Annotated in this window: 21 protein-coding genes; 10 read left to right on the top strand and 11 right to left on the bottom strand. The window is 65.7% G+C overall.

The genetic code is table 11. From position 1 onward, the window contains the following. Window positions 1–5: 5 nt before the first annotated feature. A complete protein-coding gene (gene eccE / locus AB0I77_RS41785; protein ID WP_363288078.1) occupies window positions 6–1,322 on the bottom strand; it encodes a type VII secretion protein EccE in 1,317 nt (438 codons plus the stop codon). Between the two features lie 198 nt (window positions 1,323–1,520). Here eccE and eccB point away from each other — a divergent pair, with 198 nt between their 5' ends. The 9 genes from eccB to AB0I77_RS41740 all read left to right on the top strand — a co-directional run bounded on the left by eccB (window position 1,521) and on the right by AB0I77_RS41740 (window position 10,136). Further along, window positions 1,521–3,047: a type VII secretion protein EccB gene (gene eccB, locus AB0I77_RS41780; protein WP_363288077.1), complete on the top strand. Its 1,527-nt coding sequence runs from the start codon at window positions 1,521–1,523 to the stop codon at window positions 3,045–3,047. A 158-nt stretch (window positions 3,048–3,205) separates the two neighbouring features. Then, window positions 3,206–4,456: a type VII secretion-associated serine protease mycosin gene (mycP, locus tag AB0I77_RS41775; RefSeq protein WP_363288138.1), complete on the top strand. Its 1,251-nt coding sequence runs from the start codon at window positions 3,206–3,208 to the stop codon at window positions 4,454–4,456. Then, entirely contained in the window at window positions 4,444–5,061 is a 618-nt protein-coding gene (locus tag AB0I77_RS41770; protein WP_363288076.1) for a hypothetical protein, read from the top strand. The genes mycP and AB0I77_RS41770 overlap by 13 nt, the downstream gene beginning before the upstream one ends. Window positions 5,062–5,331: 270 nt before the next feature. Next, window positions 5,332–5,784, top strand: a complete 453-nt coding sequence (locus AB0I77_RS41765) for a hypothetical protein (protein WP_363288075.1) — start codon at window positions 5,332–5,334, stop codon at window positions 5,782–5,784. Then, window positions 5,784–7,457 (top strand): hypothetical protein, encoded by a 1,674-nt coding sequence (locus tag AB0I77_RS41760; protein ID WP_363288074.1) that lies wholly within the window; start codon window positions 5,784–5,786, stop codon window positions 7,455–7,457. The genes AB0I77_RS41765 and AB0I77_RS41760 overlap by 1 nt, the downstream gene beginning before the upstream one ends. A 24-nt stretch (window positions 7,458–7,481) precedes the next feature. Beyond that, the gene (locus tag AB0I77_RS41755) at window positions 7,482–8,750 is read left to right on the top strand and encodes a S8 family serine peptidase (RefSeq protein ID WP_363288073.1); all 1,269 of its coding nucleotides are present in this window, start codon (window positions 7,482–7,484) and stop codon (window positions 8,748–8,750) included. Between the two features lie 93 nt (window positions 8,751–8,843). Continuing rightward, window positions 8,844–9,182: a WXG100 family type VII secretion target gene (locus tag AB0I77_RS41750; RefSeq protein ID WP_363288072.1), complete on the top strand. Its 339-nt coding sequence runs from the start codon at window positions 8,844–8,846 to the stop codon at window positions 9,180–9,182. Window positions 9,183–9,260: 78 nt separating this feature from the next. Continuing rightward, window positions 9,261–9,563 carry a WXG100 family type VII secretion target gene (locus AB0I77_RS41745; protein WP_363288071.1) on the top strand — a complete coding sequence of 101 codons (303 nt, stop codon included), beginning with the start codon at window positions 9,261–9,263 and terminating at the stop codon, window positions 9,561–9,563. A 222-nt stretch (window positions 9,564–9,785) separates the two neighbouring features. Further along, window positions 9,786–10,136 (top strand): DUF4333 domain-containing protein, encoded by a 351-nt coding sequence (locus AB0I77_RS41740; RefSeq protein ID WP_363288070.1) that lies wholly within the window; start codon window positions 9,786–9,788, stop codon window positions 10,134–10,136. Between the two features lie 111 nt (window positions 10,137–10,247). On the opposite strand, the gene AB0I77_RS41735 is transcribed toward AB0I77_RS41740, so the two are convergent. Together AB0I77_RS41735 and AB0I77_RS41730 are read right to left on the bottom strand one after the other, a co-directional pair. After that, window positions 10,248–10,427: a DUF397 domain-containing protein gene (locus tag AB0I77_RS41735; RefSeq protein ID WP_363288137.1), complete on the bottom strand. Its 180-nt coding sequence runs from the start codon at window positions 10,425–10,427 to the stop codon at window positions 10,248–10,250. A 21-nt stretch (window positions 10,428–10,448) separates the two neighbouring features. Further along, window positions 10,449–11,300 (bottom strand): helix-turn-helix transcriptional regulator, encoded by an 852-nt coding sequence (locus AB0I77_RS41730; RefSeq protein ID WP_363288069.1) that lies wholly within the window; start codon window positions 11,298–11,300, stop codon window positions 10,449–10,451. A 160-nt stretch (window positions 11,301–11,460) separates the two neighbouring features. Between AB0I77_RS41730 and AB0I77_RS41725 the strand changes: the two genes are divergently transcribed. Continuing rightward, entirely contained in the window at window positions 11,461–11,940 is a 480-nt protein-coding gene (locus AB0I77_RS41725) for an ATP-binding protein (protein ID WP_363288068.1), read from the top strand. Window positions 11,941–12,091: 151 nt separating this feature from the next. On the opposite strand, the gene AB0I77_RS41720 is transcribed toward AB0I77_RS41725, so the two are convergent. From AB0I77_RS41720 to eccCa, 8 genes are all read right to left on the bottom strand, one after another. Beyond that, entirely contained in the window at window positions 12,092–12,595 is a 504-nt protein-coding gene (locus AB0I77_RS41720; RefSeq protein WP_363288067.1) for a hypothetical protein, read from the bottom strand. 82 nt (window positions 12,596–12,677) lie between these two features. Next, complete coding sequence (locus AB0I77_RS41715; RefSeq protein ID WP_363288066.1) at window positions 12,678–14,993, bottom strand: hypothetical protein; 2,316 nt, start codon at window positions 14,991–14,993, stop codon at window positions 12,678–12,680. Continuing rightward, window positions 14,993–15,508: a hypothetical protein gene (locus tag AB0I77_RS41710; protein ID WP_363288065.1), complete on the bottom strand. Its 516-nt coding sequence runs from the start codon at window positions 15,506–15,508 to the stop codon at window positions 14,993–14,995. Before AB0I77_RS41710 ends, AB0I77_RS41715 begins: the two co-directional genes overlap by 1 nt. A 192-nt stretch (window positions 15,509–15,700) precedes the next feature. Then, on the bottom strand, window positions 15,701–15,931 hold the full coding sequence (locus AB0I77_RS41705) for a hypothetical protein (protein WP_363288064.1): 231 nt from the start codon (window positions 15,929–15,931) through the stop codon (window positions 15,701–15,703). Window positions 15,932–16,240: 309 nt separating this feature from the next. After that, the gene (locus AB0I77_RS41700; RefSeq protein WP_363288063.1) at window positions 16,241–16,942 is read right to left on the bottom strand and encodes a hypothetical protein; all 702 of its coding nucleotides are present in this window, start codon (window positions 16,940–16,942) and stop codon (window positions 16,241–16,243) included. Window positions 16,943–16,967: 25 nt separating this feature from the next. Further along, window positions 16,968–19,334, bottom strand: a complete 2,367-nt coding sequence (locus AB0I77_RS41695) for a hypothetical protein (RefSeq protein ID WP_363288062.1) — start codon at window positions 19,332–19,334, stop codon at window positions 16,968–16,970. After that, on the bottom strand, window positions 19,334–19,792 hold the full coding sequence (locus tag AB0I77_RS41690; RefSeq protein WP_363288061.1) for a hypothetical protein: 459 nt from the start codon (window positions 19,790–19,792) through the stop codon (window positions 19,334–19,336). The genes AB0I77_RS41695 and AB0I77_RS41690 overlap by 1 nt, the downstream gene beginning before the upstream one ends. A gap of 211 nt (window positions 19,793–20,003) precedes the next feature. After that, window positions 20,004–23,975: a type VII secretion protein EccCa gene (gene eccCa / locus AB0I77_RS41685; RefSeq protein ID WP_363288136.1), complete on the bottom strand. Its 3,972-nt coding sequence runs from the start codon at window positions 23,973–23,975 to the stop codon at window positions 20,004–20,006. Between the last annotated feature and the right edge of the window lie 73 nt (window positions 23,976–24,048).

Genomic DNA, 24,048 nt, shown 5'->3' with positions numbered 1-24,048 from the left:
CGACGTCACCGGGCACCTCCGAGGGGCAGAGTGGCGAGCATGCCGGGTACCTGTTCCCGGTCGAGGCGGGCGAGGCCCGTGCCCGTGTGCCGCGCCGCGCCCTGCAACGCGCGCCGGGCGGCGACGAGTTCGTCGTCACCGCGCCCGGTCACCCGCAGGTGCCCGCACACGGAGGCCTCCTGCCGCTCCCCGCGCGTGAGCGTCAGGCTGAAGGTGGTGGCGAGCGCGGGTACGGCCGTGACCAGGGCGAGGAGCTGCGGCAGCGACGGCGCCCTCTCGCCGCCCAGTGCGGGCCACCGACGGATCCAGTAGGTGGTGTGTCTGCGGTTGTCGCAGCGCCAGCTCCGGCCCGACTCCTCGGTCCGCCGCTCCCGCGTGTCCGTCCGCCCGGCCTCCGCCGTCACCAGTGGGTTGGCGCAGGCGGAGGTGGCGATGGCGGAGGTCAGCTCGTCCTCGTCGAGGAGGTGCGCGCGGAACCCTGCCCCGGTCAGCCGGCTCGCCAGGTGATCGGCGGCACGCACCACACACTTCTGCGCGCCGACGAGACCGCCACCGCGCGCGGCCACGGCCTCCGGGCACAGCTCCGGATCGAGCTTCAGCGCGATCCACGTGATCCGCACCGCCGGCGCACCCGTCTGCTCCTGAAGCGGCGCGTAGTTGGCGACGGCCACGGACTGCTGGGGCAGATGAATCGCGGGCGCGGGCTGGGTGTGCAGGACGACCTGCGCCGACTCCAGCCGGACCCCGTCGACGTCCAGCGCGTCGTACACCAGGGTGAGCGGCAGCGGCTGGCGGTTCCGCTCGGCCCGCAGCGCGGTGGCGTCGGCCTCCACCTGCAAGACCGCGGTGACGAACGTGCCGTCCCCGATGATTCCGACGGGGCGGCGGTCACGGCCGGCGTACGTGTACGTCCGCAGACTCGGGTCGCACTCCACGGCCGGCGCGAGCCCCGGCTCCGTGCCCTCCGGTATCGGCGTACTCGCGGCCCGGCGCTGTCGCGCTTTCAACGCCCGTGCCGTGGCCAGCCATTCGGGCAGGGAGCGGCCGCGGCGACGGAAGAAGGAGAGCAGCACCAGGCAGATGGCGACGACTGCCGCGGGCACCAGGGCCACGGGATCGATCACCCATCCGACGAGCAGGATGGCGGCCGCGATCTCGAGCAGGACGATGCGTTGCAACCGGAATGCCCCGATCTGCCCCGAACGCACCCTGAGCTGAAGCGCGCTCGGCGGGGCCGACCGTCGCGCCGGTGTCCGCCCGGGCGCCGAGGAGCCTCGTGTCCGCGATCGGTCACGGGACCGGGCGCGCGTTCCGGAAGCCATAACTCCATCCCCCCGTTCTGCTCACAACTCGCTGGTATTTCAGCACCGCACAAGGCCATTTGAAGCCCGGGTACCGTACCCGCTCCACAAGTCCCCGCGGATACCAGGCATAGTAGGGGGCCGCTCTGACATCGGAGGCGGGGAGCACGTCGCCCCGGGGAGCGCGGCCTATGTGAACACGGGGAGAGACAGGCACAGATGGCATCTCGGCGCGATCAGCTCAATGCCTACACCTTCGCGAAGCGCCGCATGGTCGCGGTCTTCCTTCAGTCCTCGCCCGACGGCTCGGAGGAGGGGGCGCCCCGTCCACTGCGCTCGGTGCTTCCCGGCATCATCGTGGGCGTGATCGTCATCGCAGTCTTCGGGGCGTGGGGCATGTTCAAGCCCACCGCTCCCAAAGGCTGGAACGCTCCCAACGCCAAGGTGATCGTCGCCAGCGACTCGACCACGCGCTATGTCATCCTGAAGACCGGCAAGCAGGTCCAGCTGCACCCGGTCCTCAACATGGCGTCCGCCAAGCTGCTCCTCGACGAGGGCGAGGGCGAGGTGGTGACCGTCGCCGAGTCCGTCCTCGACAACGGCAAGATCCCGCACGGCGTCACCATCGGCATCCCGTACGCGCCCGACCGCCTTCCCTCGGCGTCCGAGGCGGGCAGCGAGAAGCGGTGGGCGGTCTGCGAGCGCCCCAGCGCGGGCGGCGAGTCCATCCAGAAGGCGGCCCTGGTCCTCGCCTCCCGCGACCTGAAGGCGACCGAGGGCAAGGGAGAGAAGCTGACGGGCGGTCAACTCCTCTACGTCGTGGACCCGGGCGGGCGCCACTTCGTAGTGGACGCGAGCGGACGGTCGTACGCCATCGACAAGAGCGACGAACTGCTGCTGCGTGCCGTCGTCGGCTCCGGGCGGCAGCCGCAGAAGGTGTCCAAGGAGTGGCTGGAGACCCTGCACCAGGGCGACCCGATCTCCTTCCCCGAGATCTCCGACCAGGTGGGTGGCGCGGCCGACGCTCCCGGTCAGCTGGACGAGTCGACCGACAAGGTCGGCATGGTGCTCAAGGCGCCCGACAACAACACGGATCAGTACTACGTGGTGCTGCCCGGCCGGGTCGCCCCCATCTCGGCCTTCGTCGCCCAGCTCCTGCTGTTCAGCGAGGACCTCGCCTCCCTCGGACAGGCCGGTCAGGCCAAGGAGATGGGCCCCGGCGCGATCGTCCCGGGCAAGGCGTTCGGCACGGAGCACCGCTGGCCGACCGAGGACCCCCAGCCCGTCAACGAGGCCACCGGAGCGGCCGGCAGCCGCAGCACCGTCTGCAACGTCCTGCGCGGCGTGAACGCCGGTTCGGGCGCCACGACCCTGACCACCTGGGCGGGCACGGACTTCCCGACCAAGCTCCCCACTGGTTCCTCCAGCGCGTATGTCACGCCCGGTTCCGGCCAGCTCTACCGCCAGTTCCAGGGCGAGGAGACCAAGGCCGGCCCCGTCTTCCTCGTCACCGACACGGGCCTGCGCTACGTCCTGCAGTCCAACGCCGACAGCGGCACGGACGACGCCGGCATCGGTACGACGGCCGAGGACCGCGAGCGGCTTCAGCAGGAGGCCCAGCAGGCCCAGACCCGGCTGGGCTACAAGGACGTGGACCCGGCGCCGATCCCCGCCGCCTGGTCGGAGTTCCTGCCCACGGGCCCACGCCTGTCGACGACGGCGGCACGCCAGCCGCAGGGTTCCTGAGGGGAGAGGACATGCGAGACATGCCCTTCTTCCCGCGTGTGGCGGCGGCGGTGGTCGCGCGTGTGACGGCGGCGGTGGTCCCGCGTAAGGCGACCGCGGTGGTCCCGCGTATGACGACGGCGCTAGTCCCGCGTAAGGCGAACGCAGTGGCCCGGCGTATGACGACTGTGGTGGCCGCGACGCTGCTCACGACCGCCCCCCTCGCCCCCATCGCCCTCGCGCCCCCCGCGGCGGCGGCAGACCTCCCGTACTCGGACCAGTGTCAGTTCCCCAACGGCAAGTACCCGGGCCGTCCTTGGTCCCTCCAGCGCGTGCTCCTGGACGAGCTGTGGAGCCAGTCCAGGGGCAAGGGCGTACGGGTGGCGGTGATCGACACCGGCGTGGATGTGACGAATCCGCAGCTCACCGACGCGGTCGACGCGAAGAGCGGCCGCAACCTGCTGCCGAAGAACCTCAAGGACGACGACGGCAACCCGATCGAGCGGGGCAAGGAGAACGGCACCACGGACACCGTCGGCCACGGCACCAAGGTCGCCGGCATCATCGCCGCGCGCCCCATCGAGGGCACCGGCTTCGTGGGCCTGGCACCCGAGGCGACGATCATCCCGGTCCAGCAGAACGACGCGGAGGGCCACGGCACCGCCGACAGTCTGGCGCAGGCGATCCGCTACGCCGTCCAGGCCGGGGCCGGCGTCATCAACATCTCCCAGGACACGTCGAACGCGGTGAAGCCGACGTCCGACCTGGAGCTGGCGATCAACGAGGCCCTGGCCCAGAAGATCGTCGTCGTGGCATCGGCGGGCAACGACGGCCTGGGCGGCAACGTCAAGGAGACGTACCCCGCGTCCTACAAGGGCGTCCTCGCGGTCGCGGCCTCGGACCGCAACAACGAGCGCGCCTCCTTCTCCCAGTCCGGCGAGTTCGTCGGCGTGGCGGCCCCGGGCGTCGACATGATCTCCACGGTCCCCCAGGGCGGCCACTGCTCCGACAACGGCACGAGTTTCTCGGCGCCGTACGTCGCCGGCGTCGCGGCCCTGATCAAGGCGAAGCACCCGACGTGGACCGCTCGCGAGATCGTCGCGCAGATCGAGCAGACCGCTGAGCGCACGATCGCGGGCCACGACCGCGTGGTCGGCTGGGGAGTGGTGGACCCGGTCCGAGCCCTGACGGAGGACGAACACCCCATAGAGTCCCCCAACCCCCAGCAGGGCCTGGGCAAGCAGCAAGCCCCCATCCCGGCCAAGTTCCAACTCGGCGAAACGGCCGAGGAACGCAACGCTCGCCTCGCCACGTACGTGGCCGTGGGCGCGGTGGTCCTCGTCGCGGGGCTCGGCGGCACGGCGGTGGCGATCCGGGACGCACGGCGGAGGCAGGGGCGGCGACTGGAGGGCGGATCATGGACGCGCTGACGAAAATGAATGTGCTGAGCCTCGTGCTGTGCGCCGTGCTGCTGGCCATGGCGTGCATCAAGGCGGACCGAATCCGGGCCTGGCGCGCCGGCATCAATCCGTCGGCCGAGGAACTGCCCGACGCCTTCTTCGCCGTCGCTCGCGTCCTGCTCGTGGCCATGGCCGGCGTCGGCATCTACCTGAGCGTGCAGGGCTTCGGCGTCTCCGACGACACGGCCTGGGACGACAGCGAGCTGACCAGCGCGGTGCAAGGGGCCACGGACGCCTTGGACGGCAGTTCCAACTTCGGCGACATCTACGCCGAGGACAACGACACCGGCTGGATCGACGAATACGCAACGAAGATCGAAAACGAGATCGTCGAACACGGCGGCGGCGACGCCCCGCAGTACGGCGTGGAGGCGACGCCCGCCGACTCGAACACGGCCGCAGAGGCGCGTTACCTGGTCACAGCCTCTGGCGCGGGCACGGCCTTCTGCTTGGACGTCACGCGCACCCGTTCGAAGGACGGCGACTACGAGCCGCCGGGCATCGCGGGCGGCGAAGGGACGGTGACGGTCCCGTCGTACGACTTCGGGGTGACGAGCCGGGAGGGGGGCTGTTGACGTCGGGGCGTGGTGGGTTGAGGCATACGACGCCTCCAGCAGGCACTCCACGACAGCGACGCAGGCATCCTGGCCAAGTTTCGGGCGGCTCGGGTGAGTTCGGCGTGCTTCTCCTGACGGTGCCTCGCCAACTTCGTAACTCACCTAACACAAAGTTCAGTTGGCCGCGATTTACACAATGACTACAGTGGTCATCGAGTGTGTTGAGCAGGCTACCGCCTGTGCACCGCTTGACAGCTACACAAACGGGGAACGGGGAGGGAAGGCATCGTGCCTGCTGCGGAGCGCCTAGCTCTCAAGGTCAGACTCGAGTCACTGAACGAGTTCAAGAAGCGCGTGGACGACGCGCTCTCCGATTTTGAGGGCTCGCATGGCAGCGCGCAGAAGGTCGGCGCGCACCGTCTCTCCGAGGCGTCGTTCAGCGGCTCGGGTGGGTTCGCCGAGGCCAAGGGCCTCCACGCGCAGTACGAGCGGGTCCATGAGCGCCTGACTGCGCTTTCCAAGAACCTGGGCCTGCAGATCGAGGCGCTCCAGATCGCCGTCCTCGGTGCGGGCGGCAACTTCAGCGACCTCGACGAGGAGCAGCGGCGACGGTTCTGGGAGATCCAGACCGGCATCGACCGCGAGTGGAAGGACGCGCAGCGCGAGAAGGAAGCCGCAGAGGCTCAGAAGCAGGGCAAGTCCGCGCCGAAGAGCAACGACGAGCGGACGGTTACCTACTAATGAGTGACGAACAGAAGCACCAGGACCCGCACCAGGCGGAGAAGAAGCAGGTCGCCGAGCAGGCCGGCGTCATCAACACAGCCAGTCGTGTGGTGGAGGCGACCCCCTTCGGCGGCGCGGCCCTCGGTGCCCTGGGCAGGTCGAACTTCGAGAGCCACGACCTGAACGCCATGATCGACCTGGTCGAGTCCGCGAGACCAGAGGACCTGGAGACGGCAGGCAAGGCGCTGTGGAACGCCAAGGACGCGATCGAAAAGGCAGCCGAGGAACTCAAGGGCCACATCGGTCGGGTCGAGTGGGAGGGCGAGACCGCCACGGCCTTCCACAAGTGGGGCGACAAACTCGTCAAGCACGCACTCGAACTCGCCGCCTTCGCCGAAGTGACGGGCACACAGATCACGGCGGCGGCCACGGGCCTCGCCTCCGTCCGCACGGCTATGCCGCCACGGGACACCCGGTTCGCTCCCAAGACCGTCGACCAGATCCCGACGCCCATGCAGGTCGAGGGGAACAGGGAGTACGCGGCAGCGGTCAAGGCGGAGAAGGACCGCCAAGAGGCGATCAACCAGATGAATCGTCTGGCGTCCTTCTACGCGGTGTCGGAAGAGGTCATGGCGGGGCAGGAGCCGCCAGCATTTGAGCCTATGCCGGATGTGGGGGTGCCTAAGCCGGATCCGAACTATGAGGAGCGCAGAAACAATGAAGCGCAAGGTAGTGGGGAGCTAAGGGCCGCGCACCAGTCCGTGGTGGCTGGACACGACTCTTCGAGTACGGCGACTGGACACCCGCGTTCGGGAGACACCACGCCGCCGCTCAAGCACGTGGACGACCCGACCGTCTCCTCGGATGTGAACGTCGGCACGAAGATCGACAGCGTAGGCACCGTGCCGCCCCAGGAAGTCACGAGGCCGTCGACCAATGTGGCGCCGCCGGTGACCGGTCCGAGCGGGGGCCACGGAGGGACAGTCCCTCCCTTCCCCTCCGGCACGGTTCCTCCTGCCCCGAGTGGGCCGGCAGGGCGCACCTCAGGCTTCGGCGGAGCGAACGGCAACAGGGCGGCCCCGATCTCGGCTCAGGGCCGCACAGGCACTCCGAACGGCACCGTCGGCGGTCGCGGCACCTCAGGCCCGATGGGGCACGCCACCACCACGGGGCAGTCGGGTACTCGAGGCGGCGGCGCTTCTCCCATGGGTCGAGGCGTCTCCGGCGGAATGCCACGCGCCATCGGAGGGCCGGCGAGTGACCGCGCGGGCGGTGCGAGTTCCACAGGTGCGGCACGCGGCAACGGTGTCGTCGGAGGAAGGCCCGCCACAGGTCCTCAAGGGGCGACCGGCTCCAGGGTCCCTCGCGGTACGGTCGTCGGTGCCGAGGGCAACACCGGCTCCCGTACACCCGCCGGCCAGATTGGGCAGCGCGGAGTGATCGGGGCGCCGAACTCCACTCCCGGCACTCGTCCGGGCCAGACTGCCCGGCCCCCCGCGCGTAATCCTGACGGCGTCGTCGGAACGCCCAAGGGGCGCACCCCACCAGCGAGAAGCGGTGGCCCGGCCGGAGGCAGTGGGGACGTCCCGCACGGCCGGACAGGGAATCGACGGAACACGAACCGCGAAGATCGTGAGGGTGAGTCTCAGCCGGAGACCCCGCGGCGCAACGCGCCACCAGTGACTGACTGAATAAGAGCGAGGATCTACACAGGCATGACAGGGACCAGCCCGCGTGGCGGATTGACTGCGTTCTTCGCAGGACGTGCCAGAAGACGGATGTCCACCGCGTGCGCGGCACTCGGTGTTTTCGTCATCGTGTCTTCGGGGCTGGCTCCGAGTGCGGTCGCCGCCGACGTCCAGTCGAAGCAGTGGTACTTGGACGCGATGGACGCCGAAGGCATGTGGAAGATCAGCACAGGCAAAGGCGTCAAGGTTGCCGTGCTGGACACCGGCGTGAATCCCGATACCTCGTCTCTGAAGGGCCAGGTGCTCGGAGATGAGGTACCGGAGGCGGTCTCATACAACGCCACCGAGGACTACGACGGCCACGGCAGCAGCATGGCGGAGTTGATCGCCGGTACTGGCGCCGGGGGCGGCATGCAGGGCTTGGCCCCCGGCGCGAAGATCGTCCCCTATCGAGTGCTCTCCAAGGGTGTGAACAGCACCGACAAGAAGAAAACTTCTTCAGTTGTGGATGCGATCAAGGCTGTGGCGGACAGTGATGCTCAGATCATCAGCATGTCCTTCGGCAGTGACATTATCGACCCGGATGTGGAGAAGGCCATCAAGTACGCCCAATCCAAGGGGAAGCTGATGTTCGCCGGTACCGGCAACGACGCTGAATCCAAGAACTTCGTGGACTACCCAGCAGCCTACCCTTATGTAGTCGGGGTAGCTGCCACGGACGAGAAGGGGAAAGTCGGCGACTTCTCGGAGTACGGCAACTATGTCGATCTGGGGGCTCCCGGCCTCAACGTGCCCTACTGGTGCGACGCAACATTCCGCTCGTATTGCGACGACGGAGACGGAACAAGTATGGCCACCGCCATCGCCTCCGCCTCCGCCGCCCTCATCTGGTCCGCCCACCCCAACTGGACGGCCAACCAAGTCCTGCGCACCATGATCGACACAGCTGGCCGTACCTGGCCGAAGGGCGAGCGGAGCAACTACCTCGGCTATGGCGCCGTCCGCCCCCGCAAGGTGCTGGAGAACAGCGACATCAACCCGGGGTCAGCCGCCACCGACCCCCTCAGCTTCGAGAACGGAACCGGCGTCACGGGCGTCACCGCCTCACCGTCCCCTTCGGCATCAACCTCGTCACAAGCCTCCAAGGAGACTTCTGGCGGCCAGGCCTCGGCGTCAGGATCAAGCTCGGAGTCGTCCGACAACACCACGATGTGGGTCGCCCTCGGAGCCGCAGGGGCTGTCCTGGTGATCGGGGGCGGTGCCTTCGCAGTGATCCGCGCGCGGCGAGGAGCATGACGACTCACGCGCGGAAACCGGTCACACACAACCTTTCTGGCGCGGTGACGCGCGAGGAATCGAACCACAGCTCTGACGAAAGGGAGTGCCGAAATGGCGGACCGCGTCCTTAACGAAAGTGACGTACAGCGGCTTCAGACCGAGGTCGTCGATCGATACGACAACATCAGGGGATCGCTCGCCAAGCTGCAGGGCACGATCGACATGATCGAGAAGGCCTGGAGGGGACAGGGCGCCCACGCGTTCAACACGAAGCAGACGGAAATCAACCAGCACATGGTCGCGATCGGCAAGATGCTCGACAACTTCCTCGAGGGCATCAACCTGAACAAGACCGACAAGCGCAACCTCGAAGACCAGATCGAAGCCGACCTCAAGCAGATCTCCGTAGACGATCTCGGCGGAAAGACTTCGGCGCTCAACAGCTACTAACGGGCCGTCGGCGGTACTGGCCGCACCGTTGTCCGGGCTGCGCAGTCCGGCTGAAATCTTCACAGAAGCGAGGGAAACATGTCCGGAGCCCACTACGACGAACTTGCCGTCACATACGGCACCATGGACGCGCTCGCAACAGAGCTCGGCGACCAGGCCAAGAAGCTCGAGGAGGACCTCGAGGCCCTGAAGCAGGCCGTGCTCAACGTGTCCTCTGGCTGGGGCGGCGAGGCGTTCGGGGAATTCCAGAAGAAGTCCAAGGAATGGGACACGCACGCGCGGGGCATCCACCAGGCGCTGGTCAACATCTCGCAGCGGGTCCACACCGCCGGCGGTGACTACCGAGGCGGCGACCTGAAGGGCGCCAGCTACTTCACGTAGGAGAGCGTTCTCCGCGGAACCAGGGTGGGCACGCACGGGAGGTGCCCACCCTGTGCTGTACCGCCTCTTTCAGAAAGCCCACGCCACACGTCCGTGGTGTGTGTCCCGGACGAAGCGTTGGCTACTCCGGCTTATGCCAGGGAGCCTCCCCAGCATGCCCGGAACTCCCTGCCAAGTCTGCTCTGCCTCTTCTCGTCATGACCCCTCAGCCCGGAGCCCATCATGACCACAACCCCGCTGTCCACAGCAACTTCGATCCTCTCGGCCGTAGCCGGCGGCGTGCTGCTCGTCAGCTGCTCGGCCTCGGTCAACGTCGGGTCGACGCCGAAAATGTCTTCGGAAAAGCTTGCCACCACACTCGCCGAAAAGCTCGCCGCCACAACGGGCCAGCCAAAGCCGCACATCACCTGTCCCGAGGACCTCGCCGGCAAGGTCGGTACCACCACCCGGTGCAAGCTCACAGCGGACGACGGCAGCACCTTGGGCGTAACGGTCAAGGTGTCCTCCGTCGATGGAGACCAGATCAACTTCGACTTCGAGGCCGACGACACGGCTTCCCCAGCTCCGAACTGACTCCGCACCGTCCTGCACGGTGGCGTCCCGCCGCGTGGTGAAGGCGATGATGACCGCACGGCTTCGTTCGGAGTGCCGACGAAAAGCCGTTGGAACCGTGTACTTGATCGATCAGGGAAGCCGCTCTTCGGCTACTGCGCTGGCGAATCGCGACCACGCAACTCGGCCTACCGAGGCCCAAGGAATCTTCGGGTTCTTCGAATCGCGTATGACAATCAAGTGTCTGTTCTGGGCTATCTCGACGCAGTTATTGCCGGACGCCTCCGAGAAGGACGACTTGATCCACTTCAATTCGGACAAAACATCTACCTCTTATAGATCCTTAGCGATTTCGAGGATTCGGTCCCTCGACTGCTTGGGATCCAAGGCTACTTGTTCGACGGCGTCCATGCGGCGGCGGAAGTTGGCCAGCTGAGTGGGGGAGTCGAAGAAGACAGCCCCGATCGGTGTGTCCACCTGAACAGTGTCCAGATGTGGGCTGTCAGCGGCTGCGTACAACACTGAGTCTCCTGCCATCGGGAACTCGCCAGCGCTGAACGGGATAACGAGGAGCATGACGTTCTCACGCTCGCCTTCCTCGAGAAGACGCTTGAGTTGCTCCCTCGCGACTTGCCGTCCGCCCACCTGCATGTGCAGAGCGGCTTCATGGATCACCCCTCTGTACGTCACTGGCGGCACTTTGGTGATCACGGTGTGGCGGGCGAGTCGTTGGGCGATGCGGAGCTCAACTTCAAGGCGCGGTAGTGCGGGGATGAACAGGTCGAAGAGGGCGCGGGCGTGTTCCTCGACCTGGAACATGCCGGGGATGTGGGCTGTCTGCAAGGTTCGCAGCGAAGTCGCATGATGCTCCAGCTCCGCCACATCGAGGAAGTCGGGCGGTACTTTCCTGCGGTACTCGTCCCACCAGCCTGAGCTGCGACCGCCCGTCATGGCGGCCAGGGCATCGATCAGTGTCAGGTCGTCACACTCGTAGATGCTGGCGAGACGACGAAGCCGCTGTTCGCTGATGCCGAAGCGTCCGGCTTCCACGTTCGAAATGGTCGTGCGGTCCGTGCCGAGCAACTCGGCAGCCTTCGGGGCGGACAAGCCGGCGGCCTCACGCAACCTCCGCAATTCTGCGCCGAAACGCCGCTGACGGACTGTGGGTGTTTGCCGTGGTGCCATGTCCCTCTCTCCTCGCTCGCGCTCAGTGTGCACGCCACGCCTGTACGCGTCCATCGAACACGTAACTTCAACCCGTTGGAGTGGATTTGGTATCACGTGTTGTTTTGCAGGGTCTATGGTGTGACTCAGGTCACTGTCAATTCTCCATGTGAGGTGCACGTTGGATGTCCAGATCTCTCCCGGTTCCACCTCCTTCGACACCACCCCCACTCGAATCGGCTGGGACACCTCCGTTCTCGATGCGAACCGCCCAGTGGCCGAAGCCCGCCACCGTGCCCGCGTATGGCTTCAACAGCACTGGAAACTCCCCGACTTGGCTGACTCTGTGGAGTTGGCGGTCGGAGAGTTGTGTGCGAACGCCGTGCGGCACGGTGGCGGACTGGCAGGGCTGGAGCTGATTCTGGGATCGCGGAGACACTTTGCTCCCCGAGTCCTACGAGTGATGGTGATCGACCACGCTCCAGACCGGGCACCGGAACTGCCGGGCGGCAATGATCTGTTCAGCGAACAGGGCCGAGGGCTGCGCCTGGTGGAGTCCCTCGCATGGCGATGGGGCTGGCATCGCATGGGCGTCGACGAGAAGCAGGTCTGGTGCACCTTTGTCATCGAACCTCGGTGGGAACGTTCAGGTCTTAAGTAGCGGCTTCCAGTGAGGTTGAGCGCATTGAGCCGAAGCGGCGGAACAAAGTGATCGCCTGTTCCTCCGGTGACGCGGAGGAACAGGCGATCAGGGTCAGCCTGAATGCTGCGAGCGTCGGTGCGCGCAATAGAGAAAGAAGGGTGGTCAGTGGTCAGCGGCACTCATCGGAGTCCTCAAGAGCCTTGGTGTAGGCCGTGATCAGCCTCTTCATCGCGCCGGAGTCAGATCGGTCCGGGGTGAACACCTGGACTACGGCGTACAGGGTTTGATCGGGATGATCCGAGGACTTGCACGATGTCGTGGTCTTCCCGACCGAACCAGTGCCCGAGTAGAGATAGCGATCGTCGTCGGTCACTTGGCCGTCGTCCATTTTGTCGTATCCCGCGGCGACAGTGGACGCGCTCTCCCCGTTGCTCCACCATGCCTGGACCTGCCGAACCGAGATATCGCCATCGACGATGACGTCACACCGTTTTGTCCCCCCGTTGGGAGACGAGGGCTTCACGGAGACGGAATCACCCCCTGGCAGGAAAGCATCGAGCAGCTCGGGGTCTAGTGAGATTCCGCAGAGGGCGCTGGGGACCGTGTACTTCTTCTCTGCTTCTCCGTCTCCGCCTGAGCAGGCAGAAAGAGCCAGTGCTCCGGCCAGCGTCACGGCGATAGAAGCCGAAGCTCGGCCGGTTTTTGCGGGATGGTTGAGTCGGGGGCGGAACATGGAGAGTCCCTCTCGCATGGGGTCAGATTTCGGTTTTAAGGTGCGGTGCCATGTACTCGGTGTTTGTGCCCGCGTCCCTGAAGCCCTGCTGCGTTGCTGCGCGCGCCTTCTCGTCGATGCTGGTGTCTTGCAGGTCGGTTCGGTTGTGAGCCTTGGCCGCAAGTTCGGCAGCTCGCTCCGTGTATGCCGAGTTCTCTTCGAGGCCGCTTTCCCACTTCTCCCCCATAACGGCGCCAGCGCCATCCTTTGCATGGCCCTCTGCATTCTGGAACAGTTCCTCGAGAACCATGCTGCTGACAGTGCTGGCTGCGCCGCCGGCCACAGCGCCGCCAACCGGGCTTGCGATGAATGTCACGCCAACGCCGATACCCGTTCCGATACCGCCTGAGATGCCGTTCTTCCACTGTGCGACAGACTGATCGTAGGCGTCGTCGGACTCCTTCCCGGGACCGGCAACTGCCTCTTGACGTCCGATGGCGAGTGTTCCCGAGATCTCGCCCGAACCGTGGGCAAGCTGCTCGATGGCAAATTGCGTGTCGTTGGAGTACCGGTAACCCGCTGCCAGGTCCGGGTTCATGTGGTAGTCCATCATGTTTGCCATGTAGGCCTTGTTTGCTACTTCGACGGCTGCATAACCTTCAGGATTCTGCCCGACTGAAACGAGTAGCGCCGTCACGTCCCTGTGGTTGAGCGTGGCGGAGGATCCCGCCACTGGGAATAGCCTGTTTGTGTCTCCATCAGAGTCGTCTGTCATTGCCCGATTGATGTCCGGGAGATACTCTGACGTGATCTGTCCGATGCTGTCGGACATGTAGCTGTTATCGGTGAGTCGTCCACTGTCGTCCGAGATGGAGGACACGATGCTCTCAAAGAGTTTTGTCTGCTCTCCGTTGTGAGCAGGTGTATCCGCTGTCGGGATTTCACCTGCGGGGTGTCCCGTGGTAGCCGCCTCCAGTGCCAACGCCAGGTTGTTCTGTCCGCTATGGAGATCGTCTCCGTGGGAGTCCACTTCCTGAGGCCAGTCCCGTTCCTCGAACAGATACTGGAAGTTGGACAGTGTGACCTTCCCTTTGTAGTCGTTCTCGTCGTCAGAGTCTCGCTCGAAGGGGTTGTTCGGATCGTTCTTCGAGATGTACTCCTGGTTGAAGAACTGGGTCGCGGCATCCGGGCTGTTGGACAGCCCCTTCAAGAAGCCCGTCAGCGGGTCGGCCCCGCTGTCCTCGCCGATGCGATTGAGGTACTGCGTCGTGCCTCCGGCTCCGCCGAAGTGCCAAGCGAGGTTGTTTCGTTCGCCGTTGCCAGTCAGTTTCCGCTCGGTGGCCATGAGTTCGGTGCCGTATTGCTTCAGAAACGCATCGTCGTAGTCGCCGACGCGCATGAGGTTGCTCATGACCTGGAAGCCCATGGGTCCGCTGGGACCGCCGATACGGCTCTCCCCCAGACTGGTCATGTTGCTCTTCCAGTCGGTCATCGCGGCGGAGTCGCTCTGCGATGCGCTGGCGAGCGTGAGACCGAGGTTCCGCTGCATGTCGTCGAGCTGGTCGAGCCGGTTACGGAACACGTCAGAGTTGGTGTGTGGGTTGGTGACACCCGTCCAGAACTCCAGGGTCTTCTGGGGCCCGAGATCCGTGGCGAACCGTTCGGCGAACAGTTCGTCGTTCCCGTATTTCTTGAGGCCCGCGTTGAGCCGGTCGAACTCCTCAAGGGTGAGGTCCTCGGGGTTCTTCTTGGCAAGCTTGGCCAACTCGTCGGCTTGCTTGACGGCCTCGGCCGCAGAGTCACGGTCCTTGTAGTTGGCCTCCGAGAAGCCGAGCGCGCTCTGGTCGGCGATTGCTCTGAGGACAGTGTTGGCCGAGCTGTCGCTCTCCGTAGCCTCGTTGAGGATCTTTTGTACCTCGTCGCGCAAGGCGGTGAAGTCGCTTGCCTGGTGCTCGGGAACCGTCGTGCCCTTCGCGGCGCGGTCGGGGTGGATGTTCATGGTGACGGTGAATCCGCCGTCACCAGTGGACACCACCGTCAGGTTCTTCTTCAGGCCCCGGTCGATCGCGTCGTTGAGATTGTCCTGGTAGCGCTTAAGCTCGTCCCGCGTGTCCCGGAGGATGTTCCAAATCGACGTGGCCTGTGTGTGGGCATCGGCGAATTCGCCAGCGGTCTTTCCGATGAATTCCTTCGACACGGTGGCGTTGTAGCCCATCCAGTTGGCCTTGTTGGCGGCGCCCCGGAGCCCCTTCTCGGCGTCTTCCTTGAGCGTCTCGAGGTCGCGCACCATCGTCGACCAGTCGTCGATAGCCGTGTCGAGTTGGCTGAAGTTGGCGAAACGAAGAGCGTCGAGGTCCATCAGTTCTTGTCCTTCTTCTCGCCAGAGTCGACGTAGACCTGATTCTTCGCGCCCGGTTCACCGACCCTCTCGTCGAAGCCAGCGTCCAGCATGTCAATGCTGCTCATCTGGCGACGGATGTAATGGTCGTCGTCCGCGTGCAGCTTCTTGGTGACCGTCATGTGGTTGGAGATGTGCGCGCACGCGTCCCTGAGGGACGACAGCTGCTTGTCCCAGCGCGTTGCCACGTGCTGGAGCCCGCCGCCCAGCGCGAAGCCGTCCTTGGACAGGCTCCCCGCGGCAGTCTCGCTGCTGGGTACGGCCCTGCGTCCCTTGTCCCATAGGTCGTTGTACAGGGCGAACGCCTTCTTGCCGATGTTCGACAGGTCGCCCTGACTGGCCACGAGATCGCCGTACTGGCTGGGGGGCGAGGTGTAGCCCCCGCCGTCCCCCGGATCCAACTGATTCAGCTGCATCTGCGTCGACTGTCGCTCAGCCGCCTGTGACTTCAGCTGCTCCCATTCGTCCCATGCCATGCACAAACCTCTCCCCATGTCCCCGTGAAGCCCGCCCTCCTGGACGGGACTCTCCGCCAAGCTACCAACAGGCCACATCCGTGAACTCAGTTCAAGCGAGTTCACGGATCTCACCGTTCTTCCCGCAAATCACTGCTGTATGGCTTAACGGCGGTAAAACGGAACCTTCGGGCTCCCCACCGCCATCTCACATCAATCCCGCACGCCGCCCGACTGCAGGTAATCGATCTGGGTGAACCACACCACCGCAATCACCAAGATCACCAGCGCCAGCGACAGCAGCAGGAACCTCCGAGCCCGGTATCCGGTCTGCGACGGTTCGTTCGCCTCCGGATCGCTGAAGCGGCGGGCCTGGAACCGCCACCACAGCGCCTTCTGGTCGGCCAGGCCCATGCCGCCGAGCCAGAGCGCGATCAGCACCATGAAGATCCCCACACCCACCATTAGTACGTCCCTCCCGACACCACGTACGACAACTCAGGATCCAAGAGCGACAACTCAGTACGCCCTCTTCGCCACCAACCTCACCGAGCAGATCCCCCTCACCCGGATCGCCGGCCAGCACAACCCCCTGCGCCCCCAGCTCCTTGACGCGCTGCATGAACGCTTCGTACGAGGCACGCCCGGCGCCCGCCGTCGACCGCGCGATGATGAACCGCACCCCCCACGTCCCGGGCGAACGGCAACAGCTCCGTCTACCGTTGGACTTTGAATCCGCCCCTGCCATTGCGGTCAGGCCGCGGTGAGCTCCCCTAGAGATGTGGGCAGCTTACTCACGTCCAAGCAGCCCATTTCCTTGGCCAGTTCGACCGCTGCCGCATTGGCAATGCGAGTCAGCTGAGCTCGTCGATTCTGCTGGTCACTGCGTGGTACCAACTCCGTGTAAGCGGTAAGGGAAGCTACGGTGCTGTCTTCCTTTCCGGCCCCTACCGGACACCGGAAGTGAAGCAAAGCTGATGCGTCCGTGGTGTTCGCGAAGGGAGTGACGTTCGTCTGCTGCCCACTGTTCGCGAGGTCAAATACGGTGCTCTGCTTGTCGCTTGACCAATCGAGATCTCCCGATTTGAGGTGGTACCACTGCGCTGAAACCAGCAGTGTGTTTCCGAATTTCCCATCGGAGGACTGTATTGCGCACATGTAGTGGTTGGTCCCTCTGCTGGAGGGTGAGCTCTCGCGAGAGAGTGCTTTCGCTGTCTGTTGCGCGCTCTCCATTTGGAGGGTTCCTGAGTTATCGATGAACCGATCGGCCTTCAATAGCTCTTCCAGACTCGAGCCGCCAGACGCTCCGAGCAGCCCGTTACATGCCTGAGCAGCTGACTCACTGCGAGTCGAAGGCGTAGTTGACGGTGTTGGGTCTGAAGAACTTCCATCAGATCCCGTGCAGCCCACCAAGGTGCCCATCATGAAGAGCGCGGGCAGCAGGATGCGCTTCATTCCTGGATTATGTGCCATTGAGGCATCAGCTTCCGTTCGGGGTCGGCAACGAACCGACGTTCTCTTGCATCTGGCTGCCACTGATGTATCCCTGATGGTGCGCTGCGGTAAGCGCAGCGCTGAGTTTCTGGTACTCGTCGGCATCCCATGTGCTGGATTTGTCTGCGCTTTCTAGTACCGAATATCCCGACTGCCAAGAAGCCCGGTAGCCCCGCTCGTAAATTTTGTTCGTTTCGGTATGACCCTGCTCAGAATTATCGCGATGCTGAGACTTGGCATATTCGTCGATATTCTTCTCGATCATCCCACCCACTACGCCCTCGACCCCATCGCCGACAATGGGCACCACAGTGGCTGCGTGCCCCGTGGAGGGCTCCGGGGCCATGGAGAACAACCCTCCAGTGACCAATCCGGCGATCATCTTGTGCTGCTCAGCGCGGGCATCGATCGCGTCGTTGTACTTCTTGTCGGCTTCTTCCTGCCCGACCCTGACCTCTTCGGCACGTGAACGGTCCACGATGCCCTGCAGCTCTGCTCCGGTTCCAATCGCCGTTTCGGCACGGGTGGAGTCGACGTCTCCATCTGCCTCGATTGAGGGTGGGTACTCGTTGACCAGCGACGTGGTGTAGGCCTGCTGCGCCGTCGTGATCTGGGCGTAGCCATCCGGGTCCTGGCCGACGGTGCTGAGGAACTTGGTGACGCTGAGGTCCCTTGTGTTGAAGTGCGCGCGATCGGCGACGGAACTTCGCTCACCGTTGTCCATGGCGAACAGCGACTTGTCGGCGTTGCCGTCCATGGCCCAGTTGATGTCATCGATGTAGGCAGCTCCGATGCTGCCCAGGCTGTCGCCGATGCCTTGCTGCTTCGCCTGCAACTGCGCGCCGCTCAGCCCCGTCTGCTTGTCGTCCTTGTACTCGGCGTCCTGCCCGTACCGTTGCACCACCTTCTCGGCGACGGCAGCGGTCTCGGCGTCCCTGTGCAGTTGAGGCGGGTCCGCGTCGTAGGGGGCGCCCTTCGTGGCGGACTCGAGGGCGTGGCCGAGAGAGTCGTACCCAGCGATGGTCTTGGCGTCGGACGACGCGAAGTCCTTGGGCCATTCGCGGTCTTCGGTCAGGTAGTCGAAGTTCTTTCCCTCGTTGAAGAAGTCCGTCGATGCGTCCGCATTGTGGCCGAGAGCTTCCATGAAACCCGTCATGGGATCCCCACCCGCGTCGTTGCCGACGCCGTAATGGAGGCGTTCGTACTGCGCCGATCGGTCCCAGGGGAGTACGTCCTCACGCGTGGTGCGGCGCTGAAGTCCCCCGTATTCGTCCGAAGTGTGCTTCTTCTCGTAGTCGATCAGTGCATCGCCGTAGTCGTGGAGGAAGCTCGTCTTGTACTCCCCGTTGCGCATGAGGTTGCTCATCACCTGGAACCCGTAGACGGGGGTCTGGCCGGTGGCCCGGAGGTTTGTGCCGCCTTCGGTGATGACGCTGTCTTTCCACTTCTGCATGGCGTCACTGTCGGAATGGCTGGCTGTGGCCAGTGTCATCCCGAGCTGTTTCTCGAAGCCCCCGATCAGCTTCATCCGCTCCTTCTGCGCGTCCGAGAGGCCTTCGCGGGAGCGGGGGTTCACGTAGAACTGGTAGTCGTTGGCCAGGTCGGAATAGAACTGCATAGTCCGTTTTGGACCTACGTCCGTGGCCAACTTCTCGGCGAAGAGCGGATCGTTCTTGTAGGTGGCGAGCGTGGAGTTGAGCGCGGCCAGTTCCGTGTTGGTCACCTCGCGCGGGTCCTTCTGGAGGATCTTCGCCGATTTCTCGGCGGCTGCGACGGCCTTGGCCGCGGAGTCGCGGTCCTTGTAGTTGGCGTCGGAGAAGCCGTGCTTGGCCTGGTCGACGAGGAGCTTGAGGACCTTCGCGGCTGAGTCCTCGCTCTCGGTGGCCTTGCTGAGAATGCCTTCGATCTCGGTGCGAAAGGCGTCGACTTCCGTCTGATTGGCTGCGCCGGATCGGCCGCTGGGATCGGTCGTCCAGTCGGGGCGGGTGTTCGCAGCGACGACGAAGGTGCCTTCGCCTGTGTCCGCCACAGTCAGATGCTTCGCGTAGCACCGCGCGATGGCGTCGTTGAGCTGGGTGCGGTAGCTGACGAGTTCCCCGCGGGTGTCCTTGAGGATCTTGGCGATGGAGTTCGCCTGCGTATGAGCGTCGCCGAACTCGTTCGCCGTCTTGTCGACGAACTCGCGGGTCACTGTGGCGTTGACGCCAGCCCAACGTGCCTTGTCCGCCTTGGCTTTGAGGTTGCGCTCAGCATCTTCCTTGAGCGTGGCCAGGTTCTTGACCATCTGTTCCCAGTCGGTGATGGCTTCGCCGAGCTGAGAGAAGTCACCGAACCGGAGCGTGTCGAGATCCATCAGTGCTTTCCTGCCCTCTGGTCGAAGCCTTCGTCCAGCGTGGAGATGCTGCTGATGGTGCCGGCGATGTACACCTCGTCGCCGGCATGCGCATTTTTGGTGTAGTCGAGGTGATTGGAGATGTGGGCCGTGGCGTCGAGGAGGGACCGCACCTGGTCGATCCAGCGTTCCGCCACATGATCCAGGGCGCTCCCGAGAGTCTTGAAGCCCTGTTTCGTCATGCCTGCGGCTGCCTTTTGCGAGGCGACGCGAGCATGGTCGCTGTAGCGTTCGAAGTCACGATGCAGGTCATAGGCAGCGTTGCCGACCGCCGCGAGGTCGCTCTGATTGACGCGAAGGTCGCCCTGTGGGCTGCTACCGCCCTGGTCTGCCGGGAGCTGGTTGAGCTGCATGTGGGCTGAACTCTGTTGACGCTTCAGTGCGTCACCCTTGAGCTGCTCCCATTCGTCCCACGCCATCCGCGAACCCTCTCCCCGTGTCCCCGTGAAGCCCGCACCTTCGGGCGGAACCATTCCGTCAAAGTACTAACTGGCCAGACCTGTGAGCTGGATTCAAGCGACTTCACAGATCCCGCCAGCTTGGCGGTGGTGGGATCGGAGGGACTCCATCCCACCACCGTCTCGTCACATATGAGCAGCCGTCGAAAACGGCTGCTCAGCGCTGCCCACCTCAGTACACCCTCTCCGCCACCAACCCCACCTGCACCAACGGCTTCCCCCGTCGCCGAGAAACAAAGACCCCCCGCCCCGCAGGCATAGGCCGAGCCCGAACCCCACCCAGCAGATCCCCCTCACCCGGATCGCCGGCCAGCACAACCCCCTGCGCCCCCAGCTCCTTGACGCGCTGCATGAACGCTTCGTACGAGGCACGCCCGGCGCCCGCCGTCGACCGCGCGATGATGAACCGCACCCCCACGTCCCGGGCGAACGGCAACAGCTCCGTCAATCCCGCCAGCGGATTGCCGCTCGACGTCGCGACCAGGTCGTAGTCGTCGATGACGACGTACACCGTGGGCCCGCGCCACCAACTTCGGTCCCGCAGCTGCTGTGCCGTCACGTCGGCCGTCGGTGTGCGGCGCTTCATGAGGTCGGCGAGGGCGGCCATGTGGTGGTCCATGGCGTTGGACATGGGGATGTACTCGGCCAGGTGGGACGACGGGGTGACGTCCAGCAGCGCGCGCCGGTTGTCGATGACGAACAGTTTGGCCTCGTCGCCCGAGTACCGTTCCGTGACCTGTTTGATCAGCAGCCGCAGCAGGTTCGACTTGCCCGACTCGCTCTCGCCGAAGACGAGGAAGAACGGGTCTTGTTCGAAGTCGACGAAGACCGGTTCGAGGTTGTCCTCGTCGAGGGCGAAGGCGACACCGCGGCGCGGGAAGCGATGGCCCGGAGGCAGCTGCTCGGCCGGGAACTCGCGGGGCAGCAAGCGGACTTCGGGTGCGCCGGGTGCTTGCCAGTGCCGGGAGACCTCGGTGGCCAGGGCGGCCGTGGCGTCCGCCAGGTCCGTGTCGGAGGTCAGACCGTCGATGCGCGGCACCGCCGCCATGAAGTGCAGCTTCTGCGGGGCCTGTCCGCGGCCGGGCACGCCCGCCGGCACGTTCGCGGCCACCTTGCGGTCCAGCTCGGAGTCCATCGTGTCGCCGAGCCGCAGCTCCAGGCGGTTCATCAGGTGGTCCTTGAGATTGGCCCTGACCTCCATCGAGCGTGAGGCCGTAAGGATCAGATGGATGCCGTAGCCCAGACCGCGCGCCGCGATGTCCAGGATCACCTGGTCCATCGCCTCGTAGTCCGCACGGAAGTTGCCCCAGCCGTCGATGACCAGGAAGACATCGCCCCACGGTTGGTCCGTGACCGAGATGTCGCCTCGGGCCCGCCTGGCCCGGAAGTCCGCGATCGATGAGATGCCCGACGAACGGAAGTACTCCTCCCGACGGGTCAGCACGCCGTACACCTCGGCCACCGTGCGCCGCACCCGCTCCGGATCCAGGCGCGAGGCGACTCCACCGACGTGCGGCAGTCCGGCCACCGCCGACATGCCGCCACCGCCGAAGTCGAGGCCGTAGAACTGGACTTCGTACGGCGTGTGCGTGAGCGCGAACGCCGAGATCAGGGAGCGCAGCAGTGTCGACTTGCCGGACTGCGGGCCGCCGAGGATCTGCATGTGGCCGGCCGCCCCGGAGAAGTCGATCCAGAGCGGGTCACGGCGCTGCTCGTACGGCTTGTCCACCAGGCCCGCCGGTACGACCAGGCGGCCGGCGCCCTCGTAACCGGGCTGCGTGAGCCCGCGGCCCTGCACCGCCGCGAGCCCGGGCAGAAGGCCGTCCAGCGACGGCGGGCTGTCCAGCGGCGGCAGCCACACCTGGTGGGCCGCCGGGCCCTGCGCCTCCAGCCGGCGCACGATCACGTCCAGCACGGTGTCGGCGAGCGCGTCGTCGACCTCCGGACTGTCCGAAGCCGACGGGCGCTGCCGCGGCACCGGCGCGTACTGCACCGGCACCTCGGCCGCCGTGAACAGCACCGGCCGCCGGTCCATGGGCAGTTGACCGCTGCCCGTCGGCCGCTGCGTGCCCGAGCGGTACACGCCGGAGACGTACGCCGCCTTGAAGCGCACCATCTCGCCCGTGCCGAACTTCAGGAGGCCGGAGCCCGGCACGTTCGGCAGCTCATAGGCGTCCGGTACGCCGATCGCGGCGCGGGACTCCGCGGCGGAGAACGTCCGCAGACCGACCCGGTACGACAGGTACGTCTCCAGACCGCGCAGGCGGCCCTCCTCCAGCCGCTGCGACGCCAGCAGCAGGTGCACACCGAGCGACCGGCCGATGCGGCCGATCTGCACGAACATCTCGATGAAGTCCGGCTTCGCCGTCAGCAGCTCGCTGAACTCGTCGATGACCAGCACCAGCGACGGAATGGGCTGCAGGGCCGCGCCCGCCGCGCGCGCCTTCTCGTAGTCGTGGATGTTGGCATAGTTGCCCGCGTCCCGCAGCATCTCCTGACGGCGGTTGAGCTCCCCGCGGATGGAGTCGCCCATGCGGTCGACCAGGGTCAGATCGTCCGCGAGGTTGGTGATGACAGCCGCCACGTGCGGCATCTGCGCCATGCCCGCGAAGGTCGCGCCGCCCTTGAAGTCCGCCAGGACGAAGTTCAACGTCTCCGAGGAGTGCGTCACCGCCAGGCCCAGCACCAGCGTGCGCAGCAGCTCCGACTTGCCGGAACCGGTGGCGCCCACGCACAGACCGTGCGGGCCCATGCCCTCCTGCGCGGCCTCCTTGAGGTCGAGCATCACGGGCCGGCCGTCCTCGCCGACACCGATCGGCACCCGCAGCCGCTCGGCCAGCGAACGCGGCCGCCAGGTGCGCTGGGTGTCGACGGACGCCGCGTCACCGAGGTTGAGCAGATCGGTGAACTCCAGGTTGGCGAGCAGCGGTTCGCCGTCGTCCCCGCCGGATGCCATCCGCAGGGGGGCCAGTTGCCGGGCAAGGGCTTCGGCGGACTCGTACGAGAGGTTGTCGGGGATCCCCTCGTAGACGATGCCCTGCCCCGACTCCAGGTGCAGTGCCCCGGGTCGTACGACGATGGAGAGCTCGCCGCCGGTCCCGGTCAGCTCGCCGGGGACGACTTCGAGGACCGTGACGCCCTGAAGACCCTCGGGGTTGGCCAGGACCGAGTCCGGGGGCAGGGAGAGGCCGTCGAGTACGACGACGATGTGCGGCTCCTCCGGCAGGGGCGCCGCGTTCGGGTGGAAGCGCGGACGGCCGGTCAGCCGGGTGGCGAGCAGGTTCTCCAGCTCGCGGCTGTCGCTGTCGATCAGTCTGCGGCTGCCCGCGCCGTCCACCGCGCCGGGCGCCTGGACGTGCGGCAGCCACTTCGCCCACTCCCAGTGCGGCAGGGCCTCCCGGCCGGCCGCGACGACGATGAGCAGGTCCTCGGGGGAGTGCAACGAGGCCAGCGAGCCGGCCACGGCCCGGGCGGAGGACCGTACGGACTGCGGTTCGCCGCTGATCGTGACGTGGTAGAAGGCACGCAGCGAGACCGCCATCGGCAGGTCGTCCAGGGTGCTGTGGACGGCGAGGAAGCGCTGCATCGCGCCCGCCGTCAGCGGTTCGAGCTGCTCGACGGGACCGGTCTCGGGCGTGACCAGTGGCGTGGCGAGGGCTTGCGCGCCCAGGCCGATGCGGACCTGGGCGAAGTCCTCGTCACCAGGGCGCCGTTCCCACACCCGGCTGCCTTCGGCGACCAGGGCCCACAATTGTTCGGGGGAGGGGTGGAGGAAGTACTGCGCGTCCCGCTGCGCCTTCGCCGTGTCGACGGCCCTGCGCCGGGTCTGCGCCAGGTAGCTCAGGTAGTCGCGACGCATGTCCGCCAACTGCCCCTGGTTGCCGCGCCGGAATCGGATCACCATCGCAACGGACATCGCGATCGTCGACGCGATCATGATCATGCCCATGATCCTCATGAACGGTTGCCCGCTCGTGAAGAAGAAGACCACCGAGCCACCCATGCCGAGCGTCGGCAGGAGTTGCATCAGCACGCTCTCCTGGTTCCCCCGCGGCAGTTCGGGCGGAGGCTGCAGGACGATCTCCTGCGTGGACACTTCGGACGGCAGCACCCGAGGCGGGCGCTTCACGACGATGTGACTCACTGTCATCCATTCCCTCGGCCGGCCCGAGAGTCCGTCCGCCGCCCCGTGTCGGGCGGACGCAGGCCGCCGCGCG

The sequence above is a fragment of the Streptomyces sp. NPDC050619 genome (genome assembly GCF_040654815.1).
Classification (GTDB): domain Bacteria; phylum Actinomycetota; class Actinomycetes; order Streptomycetales; family Streptomycetaceae; genus Streptomyces.
This window is presented reverse-complemented; position numbering and strand designations above follow the sequence as displayed.